A 15,325-nucleotide genomic window follows, 5' to 3' on the forward strand; every position below is an offset into this window, starting at 1 on the left:
ACTAAGAATATAATTTAGCTTAGCATCCGCCAGTCTCTGTTTGTAAATTGAAGAATGCAGTAAAAATGAAAAACATTTGGCTTGGCTTTTTAATAGTACTATCGATTGCCTTGCAATCGTTTGTTAATAGTAGCAACGTTAATCTTGAGTGCAACGTTTGGTGGAAACGCTAACGCCGGACTAATTACTCTTTCAGCGGACCAAAGTGATGTTTTGGTTGGCGAAATGATGGAAATCACCTTAAATGCCACGGGTTTTGACGAATTTGATGCATTTTCTTTAAATGTTGATTTTGATACGAGTGTGTTTAGTTTTTTACCCACCACGTTTACATCCGAACTATCACCTTTTGCTATGTTGTGGAGTCAAGTTGGAAGTGGCGTAGCTATTGGATTTGTTGATTTTATTCCATCAAGTGGTGATTTTATATTAGGAAAGTTCACATTGCAGGCAATAAAAGCAGGGACGGCCGATTTTTCTGTAGTGGTAAATGAATTTACCTTGAGTGACCCATTTGATATGTTCGCTGTTGCAACGCCTGTTAACGCTGATACATTGGGTCAAGTATCTTCATCAGTAACCGATGTTCCTGAGCCGTCCACATTAGCAATATTTGCGTTAGGGCTGATGGGATTAATGACGAGGTCTTTAAAGAAAAAATCTTAATTTAGATTGTAATCTTTGATTATAAAAGCGCTAATCGTTATGATTAGCGCTTTTTTTATCCGTTATTTAATTGGATATCGATGGTATTACGCTATTAATTGTTAATATTCCTCTTTACGTTCGTGTCAATAAACCTTTTTGATACTCATCTAGTGCATTATAAAGTATCGTTTTTTTGGCTTTAGTGATCGTTAAAGGTAGTGACTCTACTGTCTTATTTGCGCAAGAAATGCTAAACGAGAAAGTAGTATTGATGATTACTGATTAGGTTGAACAAAATAAATAAAAATCAGCCATAAAAAAAGCCGCTAAGTTTAACTAGCGGCTTAATACTTAAACTAAATTATTAATCATTAGTTTCAAGTTTTGATGTTGTTACTGCAATCGTATAGTCAGTAGCTACTGAAATATAACCATTAACGCGAAGCGTATAAAGTCCGCCGCTAGTTGGGCGAAAGTTAATTTCTTCTGGGTTATCTAAAGAGGCGCTGTTAGCGACAACTTCACCGGCTTCGTTAAGCAAGTCAAAGTCTAAATCTGCAACACCTGACCAAGTTAACACAGCATTAAGCATAGAAACGTTGTCTGTCAGCTGTATATCATGGTCTGACACTTCCATATTTTCATATGATGGGCCAACTGAACCGGCAAAGTTACTGTCTGTTTTTATAATGACTGCAGCTGAGTCGACTAATTGACCGTCGAGTAAAATACCGTCAAATGAAACTGTACCGTTAACGCGTTTAAGACTTATGCTATGAACGCTATCGGTAGATAAATCTCTAAATGCAACGGTTTTAACTTGACGTTGAGGTGAATAATAATCTAATAAACCTTGGCTTTTACCATCAAGAAATAATTCGGCATGACCTTTTCTATTATTAGTTATATATTTTAATTGAACACTATCACCAATGAAATCAAAGCTAATTTGCGCGTTTCTACGTCGTGTTTGCTTAAAGGTGCCATCTGACGATAAGGTACTATTTTTTACAGCCCAACGTTTTTTGTAATTAATATTGTTATCAGTTTCAGAAACTTCAGACCAAACGCCTTGGCTTGACCAGCCAGTTTGTCCGTTGATAAAGTCTGCTCTTTCACCGATAGTAACTCTGGCCAAATCTACAGCCGCTTTTACGTTAATATGACCCGCACCTACTTGATGAACTTTATAACCCGGCATTTCATCTGCGCTGTCTTTTAAAATTTGTTCAACTTGATCGGGTGATAAAAGTGGATTCACTTCCAACAATAAACCGACCACACCCGCAACAAATGGTGTTGCCATTGACGTACCACTCATACTTGCGTAGTACAGATGATATTCTGGATGTGCAGGGTCGATAATAGGACCTGCAGCGCCCAATGGCGTGTTAAGTGCTCGTGTTGATACAATCGCGCTACCTGGCGCAGTAATATCAGGTGTTTTAATCCAGTCACCTTCAACGCCTCGGCTTGAAAAATCAGCTAATTGACGGTCTGTTGTGCCAGCAGCAACGTTAATAACCCATGGGGCAATTGCATATTGATTAAGGGTGTTGTCATCTGGACCACTATTAGAAGCGGCAAATGTCACTACGATGCCTTTTTTGTAAGCTTGATAAGAAGCTTGATTGGTTGGATTATTTGGATCAAAGCTTGCGCCGTCACCTCCACCCCAACTGTTAGTTATTACATCTATGCTATAACGTTCGCTATTAGCGATTGCATAATCAAAGCCAGCAATAGCATAAAGAATTGAAATCGCTTCACCAGCTCCTAGACCCACCAAAGTTGCTTTTGGGGCGATGCCTGCCTGGTAAAAACTTCTACGTTCATCATCTCTTGATGCTTCACCGCTACCGGCAACAGTGCCGCCAACATGTGTACCGTGTCCTGAACTCGTATCCGAATTTGGCACACCTTCTAAAAATAAGTTTTTACCACCAGCAAAATCAAGATCACCAGCAATTTTAACATTTTGGATAGTTTTTTCACCGAGTAATAAATCAGGGTGTGTTGCATCAACACCTGAATCTAGTACTGCAATCGTTGAACCTTCACCATAAACACCATAATCGTCATGTACTAGATGACCACTGGTAATTTCGCCAGAGTTATAGTTGTAATATTCTAAAGGCGCATCAAAATAAATACTCTTAACCCGTGAATCTTTAGCTAAGCTATTGATTTGGCTGCGAGTTAAAGAAGTTCCTGCCATAGGTAATACTTTTAACGCTAAATAAGGAACGTTTAAAGTTGCCATAACATTGTCGAGTTCATTGTAATGGTGAGTTGAAACAATCACTTTAGTACTTTGAACTAAAGTGGGTAACAACGTTTGTAATTTCGAGCCAATAAGCGCATCAGCATTAACATTAAATGTGGTCGCAGCAAGTACACTAACCGATAGTGCCAAAAGTGTCTTTTTCATTTTCTTATACCTTTTGAATGATTATAATTTTGAATGATTATAATTTTGAATGATTTTAATTTCATTAACTTAGCTACTGTGCATAATTTTTTTGAGCGTTATAATCGGGAAGAACCCCTAGGTCACTGTGATAAAACTACTTAGCAATTATTTTAACCGGCTTAAAAGGGAGTGATGAAATAATAATGGTGACTTATATATCGGTCAGGCTTGATAAAATTAATACCTGTAACTTAATGAAAATCATAATAATTCATTGAGTTAATAGCGGGGCTTGTCGAATGAATAAATACAGGAGACTACTTATGGAAATGTTCAAAAACTATGAGTTTAATCGTTAAACTGTTTTATTACCTTGTTGTTGATTTGATTTCTTAGTTGATAAATGAACACAGCTACTTTTTTTATTTGGACATCGCTTAGTATATTTATTTTTCCTATTCTTATAGGGTTTTTTACGTTTCGCTATAAAATCAATAGTTGACCCGTCATCTATTTGATAAATTCCAGAGTTAAATGCTTTAGCCTGTTGAATTAAAGGGAGTAACGAAAATTGTGATGTTGAACTAATAAATACACCTGTATTGGTATTAATTATTTTTATAATCAATACACTAATAATCATAACAGCAATTTTATTTCTCATGACTTTATTTCTTTTAACGTTTTATACCACCAATCTACTGTGTACTATTTAGTTTGACGCTATAATCCGGAAGAACCCCTAGCTGAGATTGATAAAATCACTTAGCCATATTTTTATTAACCTGGTGCTAATATCCTACATGGGGTATACCATAAGCTAGCGTGGTAATTTTCAATTAAATCATTGGTTTCGCTTTATGCTTTTCACTAGGGTGAACCGCTTTATTTGGGTGATATATACCTTAATCAGCTTGGTTTTTTTAGGGAAACCCTCTAAACTTTAAAGTAAACGTAGAGACACTTTAGATGGTAATACGGTTAAGCGGTCCGGCTTTAGTCATTAATTTTTGTCAACGAGTTGGCTTGATATCATTATTTATATTTACTGGCATAAGCTCTGCTGAAACAAGTTTGGAACAACAACAATCTATTTTTGAATTATCACTAGCAGAGCTGTTAAACGTGAGGGTTGATGTTGCTTCTTATACTTCTGAACGGATTATTCAAACTCCTGCAATAGTTTCCCGCTATGATCAAAATGATTTAACCTTGATGGGTATTAAAAGCCTAAAAGATATGTTGTCGTTTATCCCTGGCTTTGTTCTCCAAGAAAACCGAGCAGGGGGCACGCCCGTAATGATCAGAGGTATAGTCGAAGCCTTTAACCAAAAAATTCTCTTCATAGTCGATGATGTTCCTTATTGGATGCCATCACATTCTGAAATACCGCTCTTAGGTATTCCCATCGAGGCTATTAGCCATGTCGAAGTTATAAGGGGACCTGGTGCTATTTATTATGGTACCAATGCTTCTGCAGGTGTTATTAAAATTGTCACTAAACAAAAAGCGGGCAACAGCCTAGCCGTAAATTATGACTCTAATCAAAAACTCAATGTTGGCGGTTATTACTTTCACGCTTTTGATGATGACTCTCATTTTTCACTAGGGGTTGAGTCTCAAAAAGATAACGGTTTTACCAGTTACTTCGAGGGTACGCCGCAACCCCCTTCATTTCCAAAGGGTACACCAGATTTTGATCATATTGTTATAACAGAAGAAATGACCTCTGTGCTAGCACGCTTTCGCTATTATAGTTTTAATATCAACTTTCAAACGTTCGACTCAATGACCAATGATACTGACGAACCAACCCCTTTAAGCATCGCGACACAAAGAGAGCATAAGGGATATTTATCGAACCTGTCGAGAAAACCCCGTGATCCGAGCGAAGCGAAAGTCGCGGGGATGAATCGATAAACTATCCTTGTTCTTTAATGTATTTGCGAATTGTATCAGCGGAAGCATTGCCGACAGAACAAACAAAACATCCATCAGACCAGAAAGTATTCTCAATCCAAAACTGCTTTTTCAGGCCTGGATACCTCTTCCAAATCAACTTATTTGTCTGCTGCTTAATCCTTCTAACATGTTGCCCAATGGCATATCTTGGAGAAATCATCAGAAGTATATGGATGTGATCCTTGTCTACTCCAATCTCCTCAACTGAAAAGTCAGAACTATCTGATATGTCTAAAACAGCCTGCTTTACAAACTCTCCCATATCGCCAAAAAGTAGTTGCTTTCGATATTTAACCACGAGAATTAAATGCAGAGCAATTAGGTGCTTACAATGTGAATTCGTTTGACATTCCACTTGACAATCTCGGCTTGTACAGTAGTCTATACAGTATATGAAAAAGACGCTCAGATACAATTATCGGCTCAAGCCGACGGCAGAACAAGAAGTCAAACTCGTTGAATTTGGAGCATACGCCCGTGGCGTATGGAACTTGTTGCTATCTGAAAATATGCGTCGATATCGGTACGATAAAACATTTCTTTTTTACAATGAAATGGCATCGCTGATAAAAGATTTAAAAATGTTCGATGAATTCTCATGGCTCAAAGATTTTGACTCTGCGGCTTCACAACAAGTGGCTCGTGACCTTGAAACAGCACTAAAGAATTCATTCAATAAAGGCAGGGTTCAAAAGTTTCCGACTTTCAAGGTCAGCTTTAAGCAGAAGAAACTTCACGATGATAGCTACCGCTCGGTCAATACGAATGAAAATATAAGACTGGAAAATAACGGCATCACTATTCCAAAAATTGGTACGGTTAAAATTGCACTTCATCGTAAACTTAAAAGTAAAATCAAGTCAGCAACCTTCAAGATGAGGCACGGGAAGTGGTACGTTTCACTGACTCAAAAAGTCGAGTGCAAGAGTAAAAAGCAAGTGCTATCAACACTTGTGGGCTATGACATCAACAGCCAATATACGGTTGTCGGCTCAAATGGTCTGTACGTTGAAAACCCGAAAGTTTTTAAGAAGTCATCAACGAAATTAAAACAAATTCAAGTCCAGTTGAGCCGTCGTAAGAAAGGTTCGAATCGCTGGCACAAAACAAAATCACGTTTAAACAAAATTCACGGGAAAATCTCTAGCCAACGCCTAGCGTTCGCTCACGAAGTATCATGCTCGATAGCCAAGAGTAGCGATATTATCGTGTTTGAGGATTTAAACGTGAAAGGAATGCAGCAATTTAATGGCCAGATGGTGAATGATAATGTGATGGGAATGATCACTGAATTAACCAGGTATAAGGCTGAATTAAATGGAGTTGTTTACCATGAAATTGGTCGGTTTGTGAAATCTTCCGGCATTTGCTATGGATGTAAGTATGAGCATAAATTCGATTTGAGTGTGCGAGAATTTTCCTGTGTGAGCTGTGGATTAGTACAGTGCAGAGATTTAGCAGCAGCTAAATCTGTTGCAGACACAGGCGAAAAAGAGTTAATAGCTAATGGGATATTAGCTAGGGCGTTGCCCAAATTTCAGCAGAAATCACCTTCTAAAATGAAAGTCTTTGAGCTATCAAAGTTTGGTGTGGGATCTGAGAAAAAAGAAGCAGCCTAGTTATCAAAAGCTAGATTGCAGAAGCCCCGTGATCAGAGCGAAGCGAAGTCGCGGGGTAGTTCACTGCATATGGATAAAAGTTGGCAGTTTGAACACGCCAATATGCAAGTTTACAGTGAATATAATCAATTTTATTTACAATTCGTCTCACGAAATGTACTTAGTTTGGGCAATGACGGAGGATTTCGCTTTGATAATAATGGTGACAACAATACCCGTTGGCGAACTGGAGTCACTTTTGATTATCATTGGAATAATCATTTAACGCTAAATAGCGGTATGGAGTTTGAAAAGCGTCGCATTGAAAATTACAATTTATTCAAAGAGGTTTCAGTAACAATCTAGTCAGTTTTTTAATTCAGGCAGTTTTGATCGAAGTGGTATTGAATTGAATTGGATTATCAACGTGTTTTAAAAAACTACACGGTATTTGCTAATTTTGCTTATAGCCACTAAGGAAACAGGGAAATATCTGATGATAAATTAGCTGCAATTGTCCCCAGGTTTATCACAGCTTTTGGTCTATCATATCCTTGGGATACGCGACAAACTTTGGGATTTTCATTACGCACGATCAGCAAGCGAAATAAAGCGCAAGCCTCATATTTACTTAATGCGAATTATAATTATAAAACCGAGCGATATTCGTTATTCTTTACAGTAAAAAACTTACTGGGGGAAAAGATTGTTTATCCAGATACTCAAGATTTTGTAGCAGAACACTTAATTGAAGGTGATAATAATATAAATCTGTCGTTATCACTAAAATATTTATTTTAGTGTACGACAACTCAGTTACAACTTATCTTGAATTTCAAATAAAAACTAAACAAACACTTTGTATTAAATCTGTTTGTTTAACCAAACTAATGCATCGTCTTCATTATCAAAATACTCTATATTTTGAACCGCTTTGGAGGGCACCCATTGTTGGTCAATACTTTTTATTACCTGCGAAGTAATAACGATAGCTTTTGCTACCATATTTTGACCATTGAGCCACTCATTAAACTTATTAGAGATATTAAATGCGTCTGGCGTAGCACCATCCAAGTTTGAAAGATCAACAAGTATCAGAAACTTATTTTGATTGAGCGACTTAATTATTGCTGATGTCTTTTGCGAGACTTCTTCAGCACCATACTCATTAAAAGATCCTTTCAACGTTATATGTATAATATTTTCTTTTAAAATTATTGTGTTATCACCATGCTCTATCGTCAATTTGGTACTCCAATAACATAACCATTTATTAGTCGTGTTTAGTTAATAGACTAAAGTCCTGCATTGTAACTGAATTATTGTAAATATCTCTGTTTATCTTTCATTAGACGATGGCACATTACATTTAAACGCTAAACGCTAAACGCTACTAATAATAAAATACAAACACCGATTAAAACGACTGACACATAGGTTGACTGCATATTCAGTGGCATGACTTCCTGAGGTGAGAGCTTTTTATTAATAAAAGATTTCAGTTGAGCCATTAAGCCTAGATCAATAGCTTTCTCTTGCTCAATATTTGCTATTAGCTTTTCGTTTGTTGAGAAAGGCTTATTTATCGCTATTAGCTTGAATGCATCGAGGCTGAAAATTACGCGTCCGTCTAGTTTAAAGGTCACCAGTAATTTATAGACAACAACGGCAAGAAATATCGGGATTAACGATGATATAAAGCTGTTTAGGGTCACCAGTGATAATAAACTGGTTAAGGTGTACTTTTCATTAAGTAAATACCAAGGCGCTAACAGCACTAGTAGGGTGTTAACTAGGCAAACAACCAGTAATGGGTATTGAGGTTTACTGTCATGAGCGCTATTTTTCTGACCTTTATAGTAAGCCATATGGATAAAACGGCACATTAATAGTCCAGTAAATAATGCACTGACAATAATTGCATATTTTAAATAAGGTAAGTCACTCAACAAATTTTTGACTTCATTTTTAGCGAAAAAACCACTGGTAAAGGCTGCCCCAACCAAGGATAACGCAGGTAATATCATGGTGATATAAGTCATACCACGTAAATAGACTGGCGTATTACTTTGTTTATTTAATAGTGGCGTAATTCCCACAGATAAAAATAAAGCCGACTTAGCTAACCCGTGATGAATAGCATAAAAAATAATAGCCGTGGTCATTGCATCTCTAAGTGCTGGAAAGACTAATATCACACCAAAACAAGCAGATAATATGCCCATTTGGCTTACCGTAGAATAGGCAAGTACCGCTTTAGGATCCTTTTGACTCATGCCCTTTATTGCCGCATAAAAGGCGCCAAGGGCACCAATGGCAATAGTCAGTAAACCTAACTGAGAGAATGTGGCCAAATCATCTGCTTGAAAAGGGAAAAACTTAAGCCAACCAATCATACCGGCTTTTACCATAAAACCACTTAATAAGGCACTAGCGGGCACCGCAGCAACAGGGTGTGCAAGAGGTAACCAAGAATGGAAACCAAATAAGCCAATTTTTATACCAAAACCAACAATCAGCATCAGTCCCATAAATTGTAATAACGTTGGGCTAACAGTGTGTTGGGTTAAGTCCATATAATTGAGAATACAAAAAGCACTAAAAATAGCAACTTCACCGATAATGACCCACTTTATATAGACATTAGCGGCTGATATTGCGGCGGCTGTTTTATCTCTAATAATGAGCACATAAGACGACAAACTCATAAAAGTAAAAAAGGTCAAAAATCCAAACATGTCTGTGCTCAGGACTAAACCAAAACTACTGGCCATGGCGACACAAAATAACGCCATAAAGTTAGATTTATTATCACCCAAATGAGGATAAAATAAAGCATACGTTGAGCTTAGTAACCATAATAGCCCCGCCAGCAATAGAAAACCTTGGCTGAGCTTATCAAGTGAAAGTTCACTACCAAAAAATAAGAACGGTATGCTTTGAAAATAATATTCAGGTTGTAAGCCTAAATAAATAGCAGGAATGGCGCAAAGTGGCATTAAATAGGTAAGTTTGATAGCTTTGGGACGTATGATAATTAATGCGGCTAATATCAAGGGTAATATAATAGACCAAACTAACCAGCTTGACATTTGCTGAGGTAAAATCGACGATTGCAAAAGAGTTGTTGTTTGATTAAATCCAATAGATTCAGAGGTTGCGATCAGCTTTGACCAGCTTAATGCACTGTATTGACTATTAGCGAATAATCCCGCCAAAATAGCAAAAGTTATGGTAACAACCGGTGGTAAAAGCATCATCCAATGTGCTTCTAGCGTTGGTTTGTTCTCTACATGGTTTTGATGCTCAGTATGTGGCTCTGCAGGTAATTCTGCGTGTTGGGTAGCATGTACCGGTGTGGATAATTGTCTTGGTAAACTGGCGTGCTCGGTATCTTGATTCTCTTGTGATGGAGCAAGGAACCATGCGCGATAAACCAAAGGTAAGAAATAAATTGCGTTTAATAAACTACTACCCGCTAGCACTGCTATTACCCAAGCATTACCTGTTTCAATAGCGCCAACACCAAGGTACCACTTAGAAACAAAGCCCGCGATTGGCGGTATACCAATCATGCCTAAAATTGCGATAGTAAAGGCAGTCATGGTGATCGGCATTTTTTTAGCAATGCCATTTAACTGGCTAACTTTATAAATGTGATGTGTTTCAGCGAGCAGACCAGCACAAAAGAACATAGTGATTTTCATTAGCCCTTGATGCACTAAATGCATAATAGCACCAACGGCCGCAATAGGGCCGGCGAGTGCTATGCCTAGCGTTATATATGACACCTGACTAACCGTTGAATAAGCAAGACGCTTTTTTATATCATCTTGATAAATAGCCCTAACCGAACCATAAATAATGGTAAAACATGCAAAGACCAACAGGACTTGTAAAACACCTAAAGAACTTGCTAGGTCGACGCCATACACATCATAAACCACACGTATAATGCCAAAAGCTCCAGCTTTTACTACCGCTACAGCATGCAGTAATGAGCTAACCGGTGCGGGTGCTGCCATTGCACGAGGTAACCAACCATGCAGAGGAAATAAAGCCGCTTTAACGCCTAAACCTATCATCAGCATAACAAAAATAATAGTGATGGTGGTTGGGTCAATATTAGGGGTATTAAGTAAGATATCTGGCGTTGAAAAATCTAAAGCACCCGCGATAGACTTTAACCAGACAACCGCAACCATTAAGATAGCGCCACCGATCATCGTATAACGTAAATAGGTTTTACCAGATTTCAACGAATCGTCATTACCTTTATGAACAATTAATGGGTATGTCGCTAAGGTAAGGAGTTCATAAAAAATTAGAAAAGTAATTAAATTACCCGCTAAAGCGACCCCTAATGTTGAAAAAACACAGAGACTGAAAAAGCCAAAGAATCGACTTTTGTGTTTCCCTTTCTTAAAGTAACCCACGGCATAAATAGTGGTAAAAAACCATAACACGCCCGATAGTGTCACAAAGGCTAAAGACAGAGCATCAGCTTTGAGTACTAAGTTAATATCAGGTAATAGCGGTAATCTTGTTTCAAATACAGCGCCTTGAGAAACGCCCAAGAGCATTATGCCAATTAAGATAATATTAATTGCCGCACTCGTTAAATTAACAGATGTTCTGAGTTTTTCATTTTTCTCATCGATGACCATCATCAAAATGCCGGTACTAAAGGCAACGATTAAAATAATAAGCGGTAGCCAGTCGTTTAACATGCTAATTGTCCTTGAAGCTCATTTACAACATTAATCATGAGTAACTACCCGTAATTAGGTTAGTTAACCACATCGCATTTAAACCAATAATGATGGTAATAACAGAGAGTCCAACTGCACCTAAAAGCTTACTTTCACTGATAGCTAAAACGGTAAGTGAGTTTTCCTGAGTCGGTGTGGTAAACGCCAAATTGAGTACTCTAAATAGATAAGCACTCGCTAATAGGCCGCCAATAAAGAGGGTTAATACCCACCACCATTGTTGAGCTTCTACGGCATTATTCAATAATAACCATTTAGCAATAAAACCTCCGCTTGGCGGCAGCCCAATTAAACTAGCACTGGTTACCGCAAAAACAAAAATACTAATGGGGAGCTGTGATGCTATGCCTTGTAGTTGTGATAATTGATCATGCCCCATCGCTTTCTGAATAACGCCGGCGGCTAAAAACATCGCGGCTTTTGCACAGCCATGGGCAACAATAAAGTAAATGACTGCAGTTCGTGCTAAATCAGGCGTGGTAAACATTAACGGAAATGCGAGAAATAAATAACCAATTTGTGCAACAGTAGAGTAGGCAATTAATTGCTTTAATCTGGGTGAAGTAAAAGCCCGATATGAGCCATAAATGACCGCCATGGCGCCAAATATACCCATTATAGTCACCGCCGTAAATGTAACCACTGGCGCGAGAATTTTAAACCAAAAGGTAAAAAGGATAAAAAATGCGGCTTTAACCACTAAAGCAGACAACATTGCACTTACTGGCGCAGAAGCATTGGAATGGGCTGAAGGTAGCCAAAAGTGTAATGGAAATAAAGCGCATTTCATCATCATACCCAAGGTAATAAGGGCTAACGCTAACTGCATACTGCTATTACTTTCAACTAAATTAGCAACCAGTTGATTGTCGAGAACGCCATAAGTACGATAAATAATAGCCACACCCAATAAATACATTAACGAACCAAACAGGCCAACTAATAGGTATTGAAATGATGCTTGTAGTGCTTGTTGCGTGCCTTGAATAGCAATTAAACTTACTGCAGAAAGCCCCAAGAGCTCGAGCATAATATAAGTATTAAAAATATCAGACGAGATAAAAATACCATTTAAGGCGGTGATTAAAAACCACCATAAAGGCCAGAAGCGGACTTCTTTTTCGTTATCATCAAAATATTGTGTGCTGTAAAATGTGATAGCTAAACCTATTGTCGAGGTCATTAACAGCATAATGGCGCTAAATTCGTTAATCGATAATCTTATGCCTAGTGGCGGCTGCCAGCCACCAATAATTAACTCAATGGCTACGGCTTGTTGTAAAACATAACCCGCTTGTAGAGCACAGATAACCACTAACGTTATCGAGCTAATAGCACTGATTAGTCGGCTTAATTTCGTATTACCTGCCACAAAGCAAATAATAGCAATAACCATAGGGAGTATCATTAATGCCGGTAATGAAAAAGTTGTAATGAAATTATTAATCAAATTAACCTCGACCTTGAGTATCATTGCTACTATTTTCATAGACCGACTCTGATTGTGTAGCCGCTTCTTCTTTTTGTACTAATCGCGCGAACTTGGCTATTTTAGAGGCTAAGTTAAGACCTAAAGCGGTACCAGCTGCAGCAACTATTATTCCTGTTAACACCATGGCATGAGGAACAGGGTCAATAGCATTAGGGTAGGTATGCGCAATAGCAAGTAGCAACATAAAAATAGCAATTCCAATGACATTTAGGCCCAATAATTTACGAATAAAGTCGCTATTCAATAAAAATCCTAGCAAGCCAATAGCGAACAATAAAATTGAGCAAAGGGTGTATAAATTAGTTTGGGATAATTCCATTACGCATGCCCTTTGTTAATCGATTCAAAACAAAGAAATAATATTAAGGCAATCGCGAAAGTTGCAAAAAATTCGATCACTAAAATACTGGCACCGGCTAACTCAACAGGAAACGTGAGAAAAGCATGGGACTGCAAATAAAGAAGTAGTATCACAGCAATAAAAGCGATTAGCCCTAACGACATTAACAAGCGATAGCGTAGTTTAGTAAAATCGATAACTTGTACGTTTGCTAATGATAATAAAACTATACAGCCAGCTAGCAAAGCCGAAGCTTGAAAAGCGCCACCGGGCTTTGTTGAACCAATCCACAGTAAATAACCGGCCATAATAATGGTTAAGGGGATAAAGACCTTGGCGATCAGTAAGACTTGCGACTCTTCCTGAAGGGTAAAGGTCAAAACAGGGGTATCTAATATGTAGGGTAACACAGCTATCGCCACCACTAAAAAAACAGCAAATTCAATAAAAGTATCGTAAGCACGATAATTTAACAGCACAGCGGTAACGATATTCGTTACACCCGTTTTATCAAGCGAATTTAACACTAACGCTTGTAGTTCATTGCCATGTGGTGCCTGGTTAAATAAAGCAAAAATGAAAAATGCAGTAAACAGGGTGACTAAAATAATAATGAGCGTTTTTTCAATAACATCACTATTTTTTGCTAAAAATTTTATCAAAGATCACCTCGACCCTTCTTATCTGTGGGCTTATCTATTGATAGTTTGCGCCATGACGCTAGCAACATTGCTCCCGTTAAACCTGCGCCAATGGCCGCTTCAGCGATCGCAACATCAATGGCATTCAACTGGATCCAGCAAAGGGTGATCACCAGTCCAAGACTAATAAATAATACAATGGCGGTGAACGACTGTTTGACTAAAAACATTGAACCGGCAATAACTAAAACGCAAAGACACAATAAGATATCAATCCATAATTCACTATTCATTTGTTATTGTTCCCGTTGTTGTGCTGATTACCATCATGTTCCACCATTTGTCTTCTGCGTTCATGGCGGGCCACTAAATGACAGCTCGTCGCACTTGTCAGTAATAATAATGCCCATACCAAGATGACTTTTATTGCCATAGAAACACTATTAACTTGTGGTAGTAACCCTAAGGTGATTAAACCTACGCCTAAATTATCAGATTTAGTCAAAGCATGTAGGCGACAAAATACGTCAGGAAAGCGTAATAGTCCTATCGTCCCAGCGATAAAAAATAGGCATCCTAATGACAACATTATGATGGTAAATATATTAGCTATCATGTTTATGATTCTCTGATGGGCTAACGTTGTCGATCGGCTGCTCTGCTAACTTTAAAAAGGCAATGACGGTAATCGATGCTAATAAGGTAAAGACTAAAGCAACGTTAGTGATAACTTCGTTATTTTGTAATACCGAAAAAACAAGAACGATTGTTGTGCCTATGGTGCCAAATAATTGTGCCGCTAACATACGGTTGGCGTTATCAGGGCCAATTAATACTCTGAGCAGCCCAACGATTAAGCAGATTAACAAAATGATAACCACGATAGTGTAAAAAAAAGTCATTACTTACTCGCTATTTTCGTCGATGAATAATTTTCTTGTGGAGAAATATCTAAATGATAAAGCTCACAAATAGCGAGTTCACATTGATATATATCTTCTAATGAACTGCTGGTAACTGTTAGCACATGAACCAGTACACGGGTAGGCTCTCTAATAACACTTACCGAACCTGGCAATAAGCTAACCACGTTCATAAATAAGTTCATTGGTGAACCAGCCGGTAAATGCTTAATTGAATAGTGAATAAATTCAGGCTGTAATTTCATGTCAACAGAGAATACTCGCACTGCTGTGTCGGTTCCTCCCTTTATCGATTGATAAATGAAAAACCAAATGAATTTAGGTACTTTAGCAATGTTGATGTAAAAAGTGCGATTAGCACTGTCGGTTTTTTCTGACAATTTGGCAGATACAAAAATGCTCATGGGGATGAAAACAACACCAACAAGCAATGAAGCAAGATCACCATCAGTAAGTAAAAACCAAAAGCCGGATAATAACAGGCTGGATATGAAGTAAAACAAGATTTAAGGCTTAATATTTTTATTGATCATAAT

The 15,325-nt window shown here is 37.9% G+C and carries 16 protein-coding genes; 4 read left to right on the plus strand and 12 right to left on the minus strand.

The window, feature by feature from the left end; all coding sequences use genetic code 11:
- Nucleotides 1-120: 120 nt before the first annotated feature.
- Nucleotides 121-666 (plus strand): PEP-CTERM sorting domain-containing protein, encoded by a 546-nt coding sequence (locus tag H4J69_RS17070; protein WP_259367775.1) that lies wholly within the window; start codon nt 121-123, stop codon nt 664-666.
- A 346-nt stretch (nt 667-1,012) separates the two neighbouring features.
- Here the strand turns inward: H4J69_RS17070 and H4J69_RS17075 are convergent, their stop codons facing one another.
- On the minus strand, nt 1,013-3,079 hold the full coding sequence (locus H4J69_RS17075; protein WP_182222033.1) for a S8 family serine peptidase: 2,067 nt from the start codon (nt 3,077-3,079) through the stop codon (nt 1,013-1,015).
- A 337-nt stretch (nt 3,080-3,416) separates the two neighbouring features.
- Complete coding sequence (locus H4J69_RS17080) at nt 3,417-3,725, minus strand: hypothetical protein (protein WP_182244841.1); 309 nt, start codon at nt 3,723-3,725, stop codon at nt 3,417-3,419.
- 362 nt (nt 3,726-4,087) lie between these two features.
- On the opposite strand from H4J69_RS17080, the gene H4J69_RS17085 reads away from it, so the two are divergent.
- Entirely contained in the window at nt 4,088-4,981 is an 894-nt protein-coding gene (locus H4J69_RS17085; protein WP_182244842.1) for a TonB-dependent siderophore receptor, read from the plus strand.
- Nucleotide 4,982: 1 nt separating this feature from the next.
- On the opposite strand, the gene tnpA is transcribed toward H4J69_RS17085, so the two are convergent.
- Complete coding sequence (gene tnpA / locus H4J69_RS17090; protein WP_182216024.1) at nt 4,983-5,378, minus strand: IS200/IS605 family transposase; 396 nt, start codon at nt 5,376-5,378, stop codon at nt 4,983-4,985.
- A gap of 37 nt (nt 5,379-5,415) precedes the next feature.
- Here tnpA and H4J69_RS17095 point away from each other — a divergent pair, with 37 nt between their 5' ends.
- Together H4J69_RS17095 and H4J69_RS17100 are read left to right on the plus strand one after the other, a co-directional pair.
- Nucleotides 5,416-6,642 (plus strand): RNA-guided endonuclease TnpB family protein, encoded by a 1,227-nt coding sequence (locus H4J69_RS17095; protein ID WP_182216022.1) that lies wholly within the window; start codon nt 5,416-5,418, stop codon nt 6,640-6,642.
- Between the two features lie 69 nt (nt 6,643-6,711).
- Nucleotides 6,712-6,987: a hypothetical protein gene (locus H4J69_RS17100; RefSeq protein ID WP_182216021.1), complete on the plus strand. Its 276-nt coding sequence runs from the start codon at nt 6,712-6,714 to the stop codon at nt 6,985-6,987.
- Between the two features lie 498 nt (nt 6,988-7,485).
- On the opposite strand, the gene H4J69_RS17105 is transcribed toward H4J69_RS17100, so the two are convergent.
- The 9 genes from H4J69_RS17105 to H4J69_RS17145 form a co-directional block, all read right to left on the minus strand.
- Nucleotides 7,486-7,866 (minus strand): STAS/SEC14 domain-containing protein, encoded by a 381-nt coding sequence (locus H4J69_RS17105; RefSeq protein WP_182216019.1) that lies wholly within the window; start codon nt 7,864-7,866, stop codon nt 7,486-7,488.
- Nucleotides 7,867-7,997: 131 nt separating this feature from the next.
- Nucleotides 7,998-11,351, minus strand: coding sequence for a complex I subunit 5 family protein (locus H4J69_RS20250; RefSeq protein ID WP_182216017.1), 3,354 nt, complete (start codon nt 11,349-11,351; stop codon nt 7,998-8,000).
- 34 nt (nt 11,352-11,385) lie between these two features.
- The gene (locus H4J69_RS17115; protein WP_182216016.1) at nt 11,386-12,882 is read right to left on the minus strand and encodes a complex I subunit 5 family protein; all 1,497 of its coding nucleotides are present in this window, start codon (nt 12,880-12,882) and stop codon (nt 11,386-11,388) included.
- Nucleotides 12,845-13,204 (minus strand): NADH-quinone oxidoreductase subunit K, encoded by a 360-nt coding sequence (locus tag H4J69_RS17120; protein ID WP_182216014.1) that lies wholly within the window; start codon nt 13,202-13,204, stop codon nt 12,845-12,847. Before H4J69_RS17120 ends, H4J69_RS17115 begins: the two co-directional genes overlap by 38 nt.
- Complete coding sequence (locus tag H4J69_RS17125) at nt 13,204-13,887, minus strand: Na(+)/H(+) antiporter subunit B (RefSeq protein ID WP_182216012.1); 684 nt, start codon at nt 13,885-13,887, stop codon at nt 13,204-13,206. The genes H4J69_RS17120 and H4J69_RS17125 overlap by 1 nt, the downstream gene beginning before the upstream one ends.
- Nucleotides 13,884-14,159, minus strand: coding sequence for a DUF4040 domain-containing protein (locus tag H4J69_RS17130; RefSeq protein WP_182216011.1), 276 nt, complete (start codon nt 14,157-14,159; stop codon nt 13,884-13,886). The genes H4J69_RS17125 and H4J69_RS17130 overlap by 4 nt, the downstream gene beginning before the upstream one ends.
- Nucleotides 14,156-14,482, minus strand: coding sequence for a monovalent cation/H(+) antiporter subunit G (gene mnhG / locus H4J69_RS17135; RefSeq protein WP_182216009.1), 327 nt, complete (start codon nt 14,480-14,482; stop codon nt 14,156-14,158). Before mnhG ends, H4J69_RS17130 begins: the two co-directional genes overlap by 4 nt.
- A complete protein-coding gene (locus H4J69_RS17140; RefSeq protein ID WP_182216008.1) occupies nt 14,472-14,768 on the minus strand; it encodes a monovalent cation/H+ antiporter complex subunit F in 297 nt (98 codons plus the stop codon). Before H4J69_RS17140 ends, mnhG begins: the two co-directional genes overlap by 11 nt.
- Nucleotides 14,768-15,292, minus strand: a complete 525-nt coding sequence (locus H4J69_RS17145; RefSeq protein ID WP_182216006.1) for a Na+/H+ antiporter subunit E — start codon at nt 15,290-15,292, stop codon at nt 14,768-14,770. The genes H4J69_RS17140 and H4J69_RS17145 overlap by 1 nt, the downstream gene beginning before the upstream one ends.
- Between the last annotated feature and the right edge of the window lie 33 nt (nt 15,293-15,325).

It is taken from the genome of Colwellia sp. BRX10-9 (genome assembly GCF_014077405.1).
GTDB lineage: Bacteria > Pseudomonadota > Gammaproteobacteria > Enterobacterales > Alteromonadaceae > Colwellia_A.

Excerpts from the sequence above, each read along its gene's own strand:
- H4J69_RS17075 (WP_182222033.1), bottom strand. The coding sequence starts at position 3,079 with ATGAAAAAGACACTTTTGGCACTATCGGTTAGTGTACTTGCTGCGACC.
- H4J69_RS17095 (WP_182216022.1), top strand. The coding sequence starts at position 5,416 with ATGAAAAAGACGCTCAGATACAATTATCGGCTCAAGCCGACGGCAGAA.
- H4J69_RS17130 (WP_182216011.1), bottom strand. The coding sequence starts at position 14,159 with ATGAATAGTGAATTATGGATTGATATCTTATTGTGTCTTTGCGTTTTA.
- mnhG (WP_182216009.1), bottom strand. The coding sequence starts at position 14,482 with ATGATAGCTAATATATTTACCATCATAATGTTGTCATTAGGATGCCTA.
- H4J69_RS17100 (WP_182216021.1), top strand. The coding sequence starts at position 6,712 with ATGGATAAAAGTTGGCAGTTTGAACACGCCAATATGCAAGTTTACAGT.
- H4J69_RS17120 (WP_182216014.1), bottom strand. The coding sequence starts at position 13,204 with ATGGAATTATCCCAAACTAATTTATACACCCTTTGCTCAATTTTATTG.
- H4J69_RS17140 (WP_182216008.1), bottom strand. The coding sequence starts at position 14,768 with ATGACTTTTTTTTACACTATCGTGGTTATCATTTTGTTAATCTGCTTA.
- H4J69_RS17115 (WP_182216016.1), bottom strand. The coding sequence starts at position 12,882 with ATGAAAATAGTAGCAATGATACTCAAGGTCGAGGTTAATTTGATTAAT.
- H4J69_RS17080 (WP_182244841.1), bottom strand. The coding sequence starts at position 3,725 with ATGAGAAATAAAATTGCTGTTATGATTATTAGTGTATTGATTATAAAA.
- H4J69_RS20250 (WP_182216017.1), bottom strand. The coding sequence starts at position 11,351 with ATGTTAAACGACTGGCTACCGCTTATTATTTTAATCGTTGCCTTTAGT.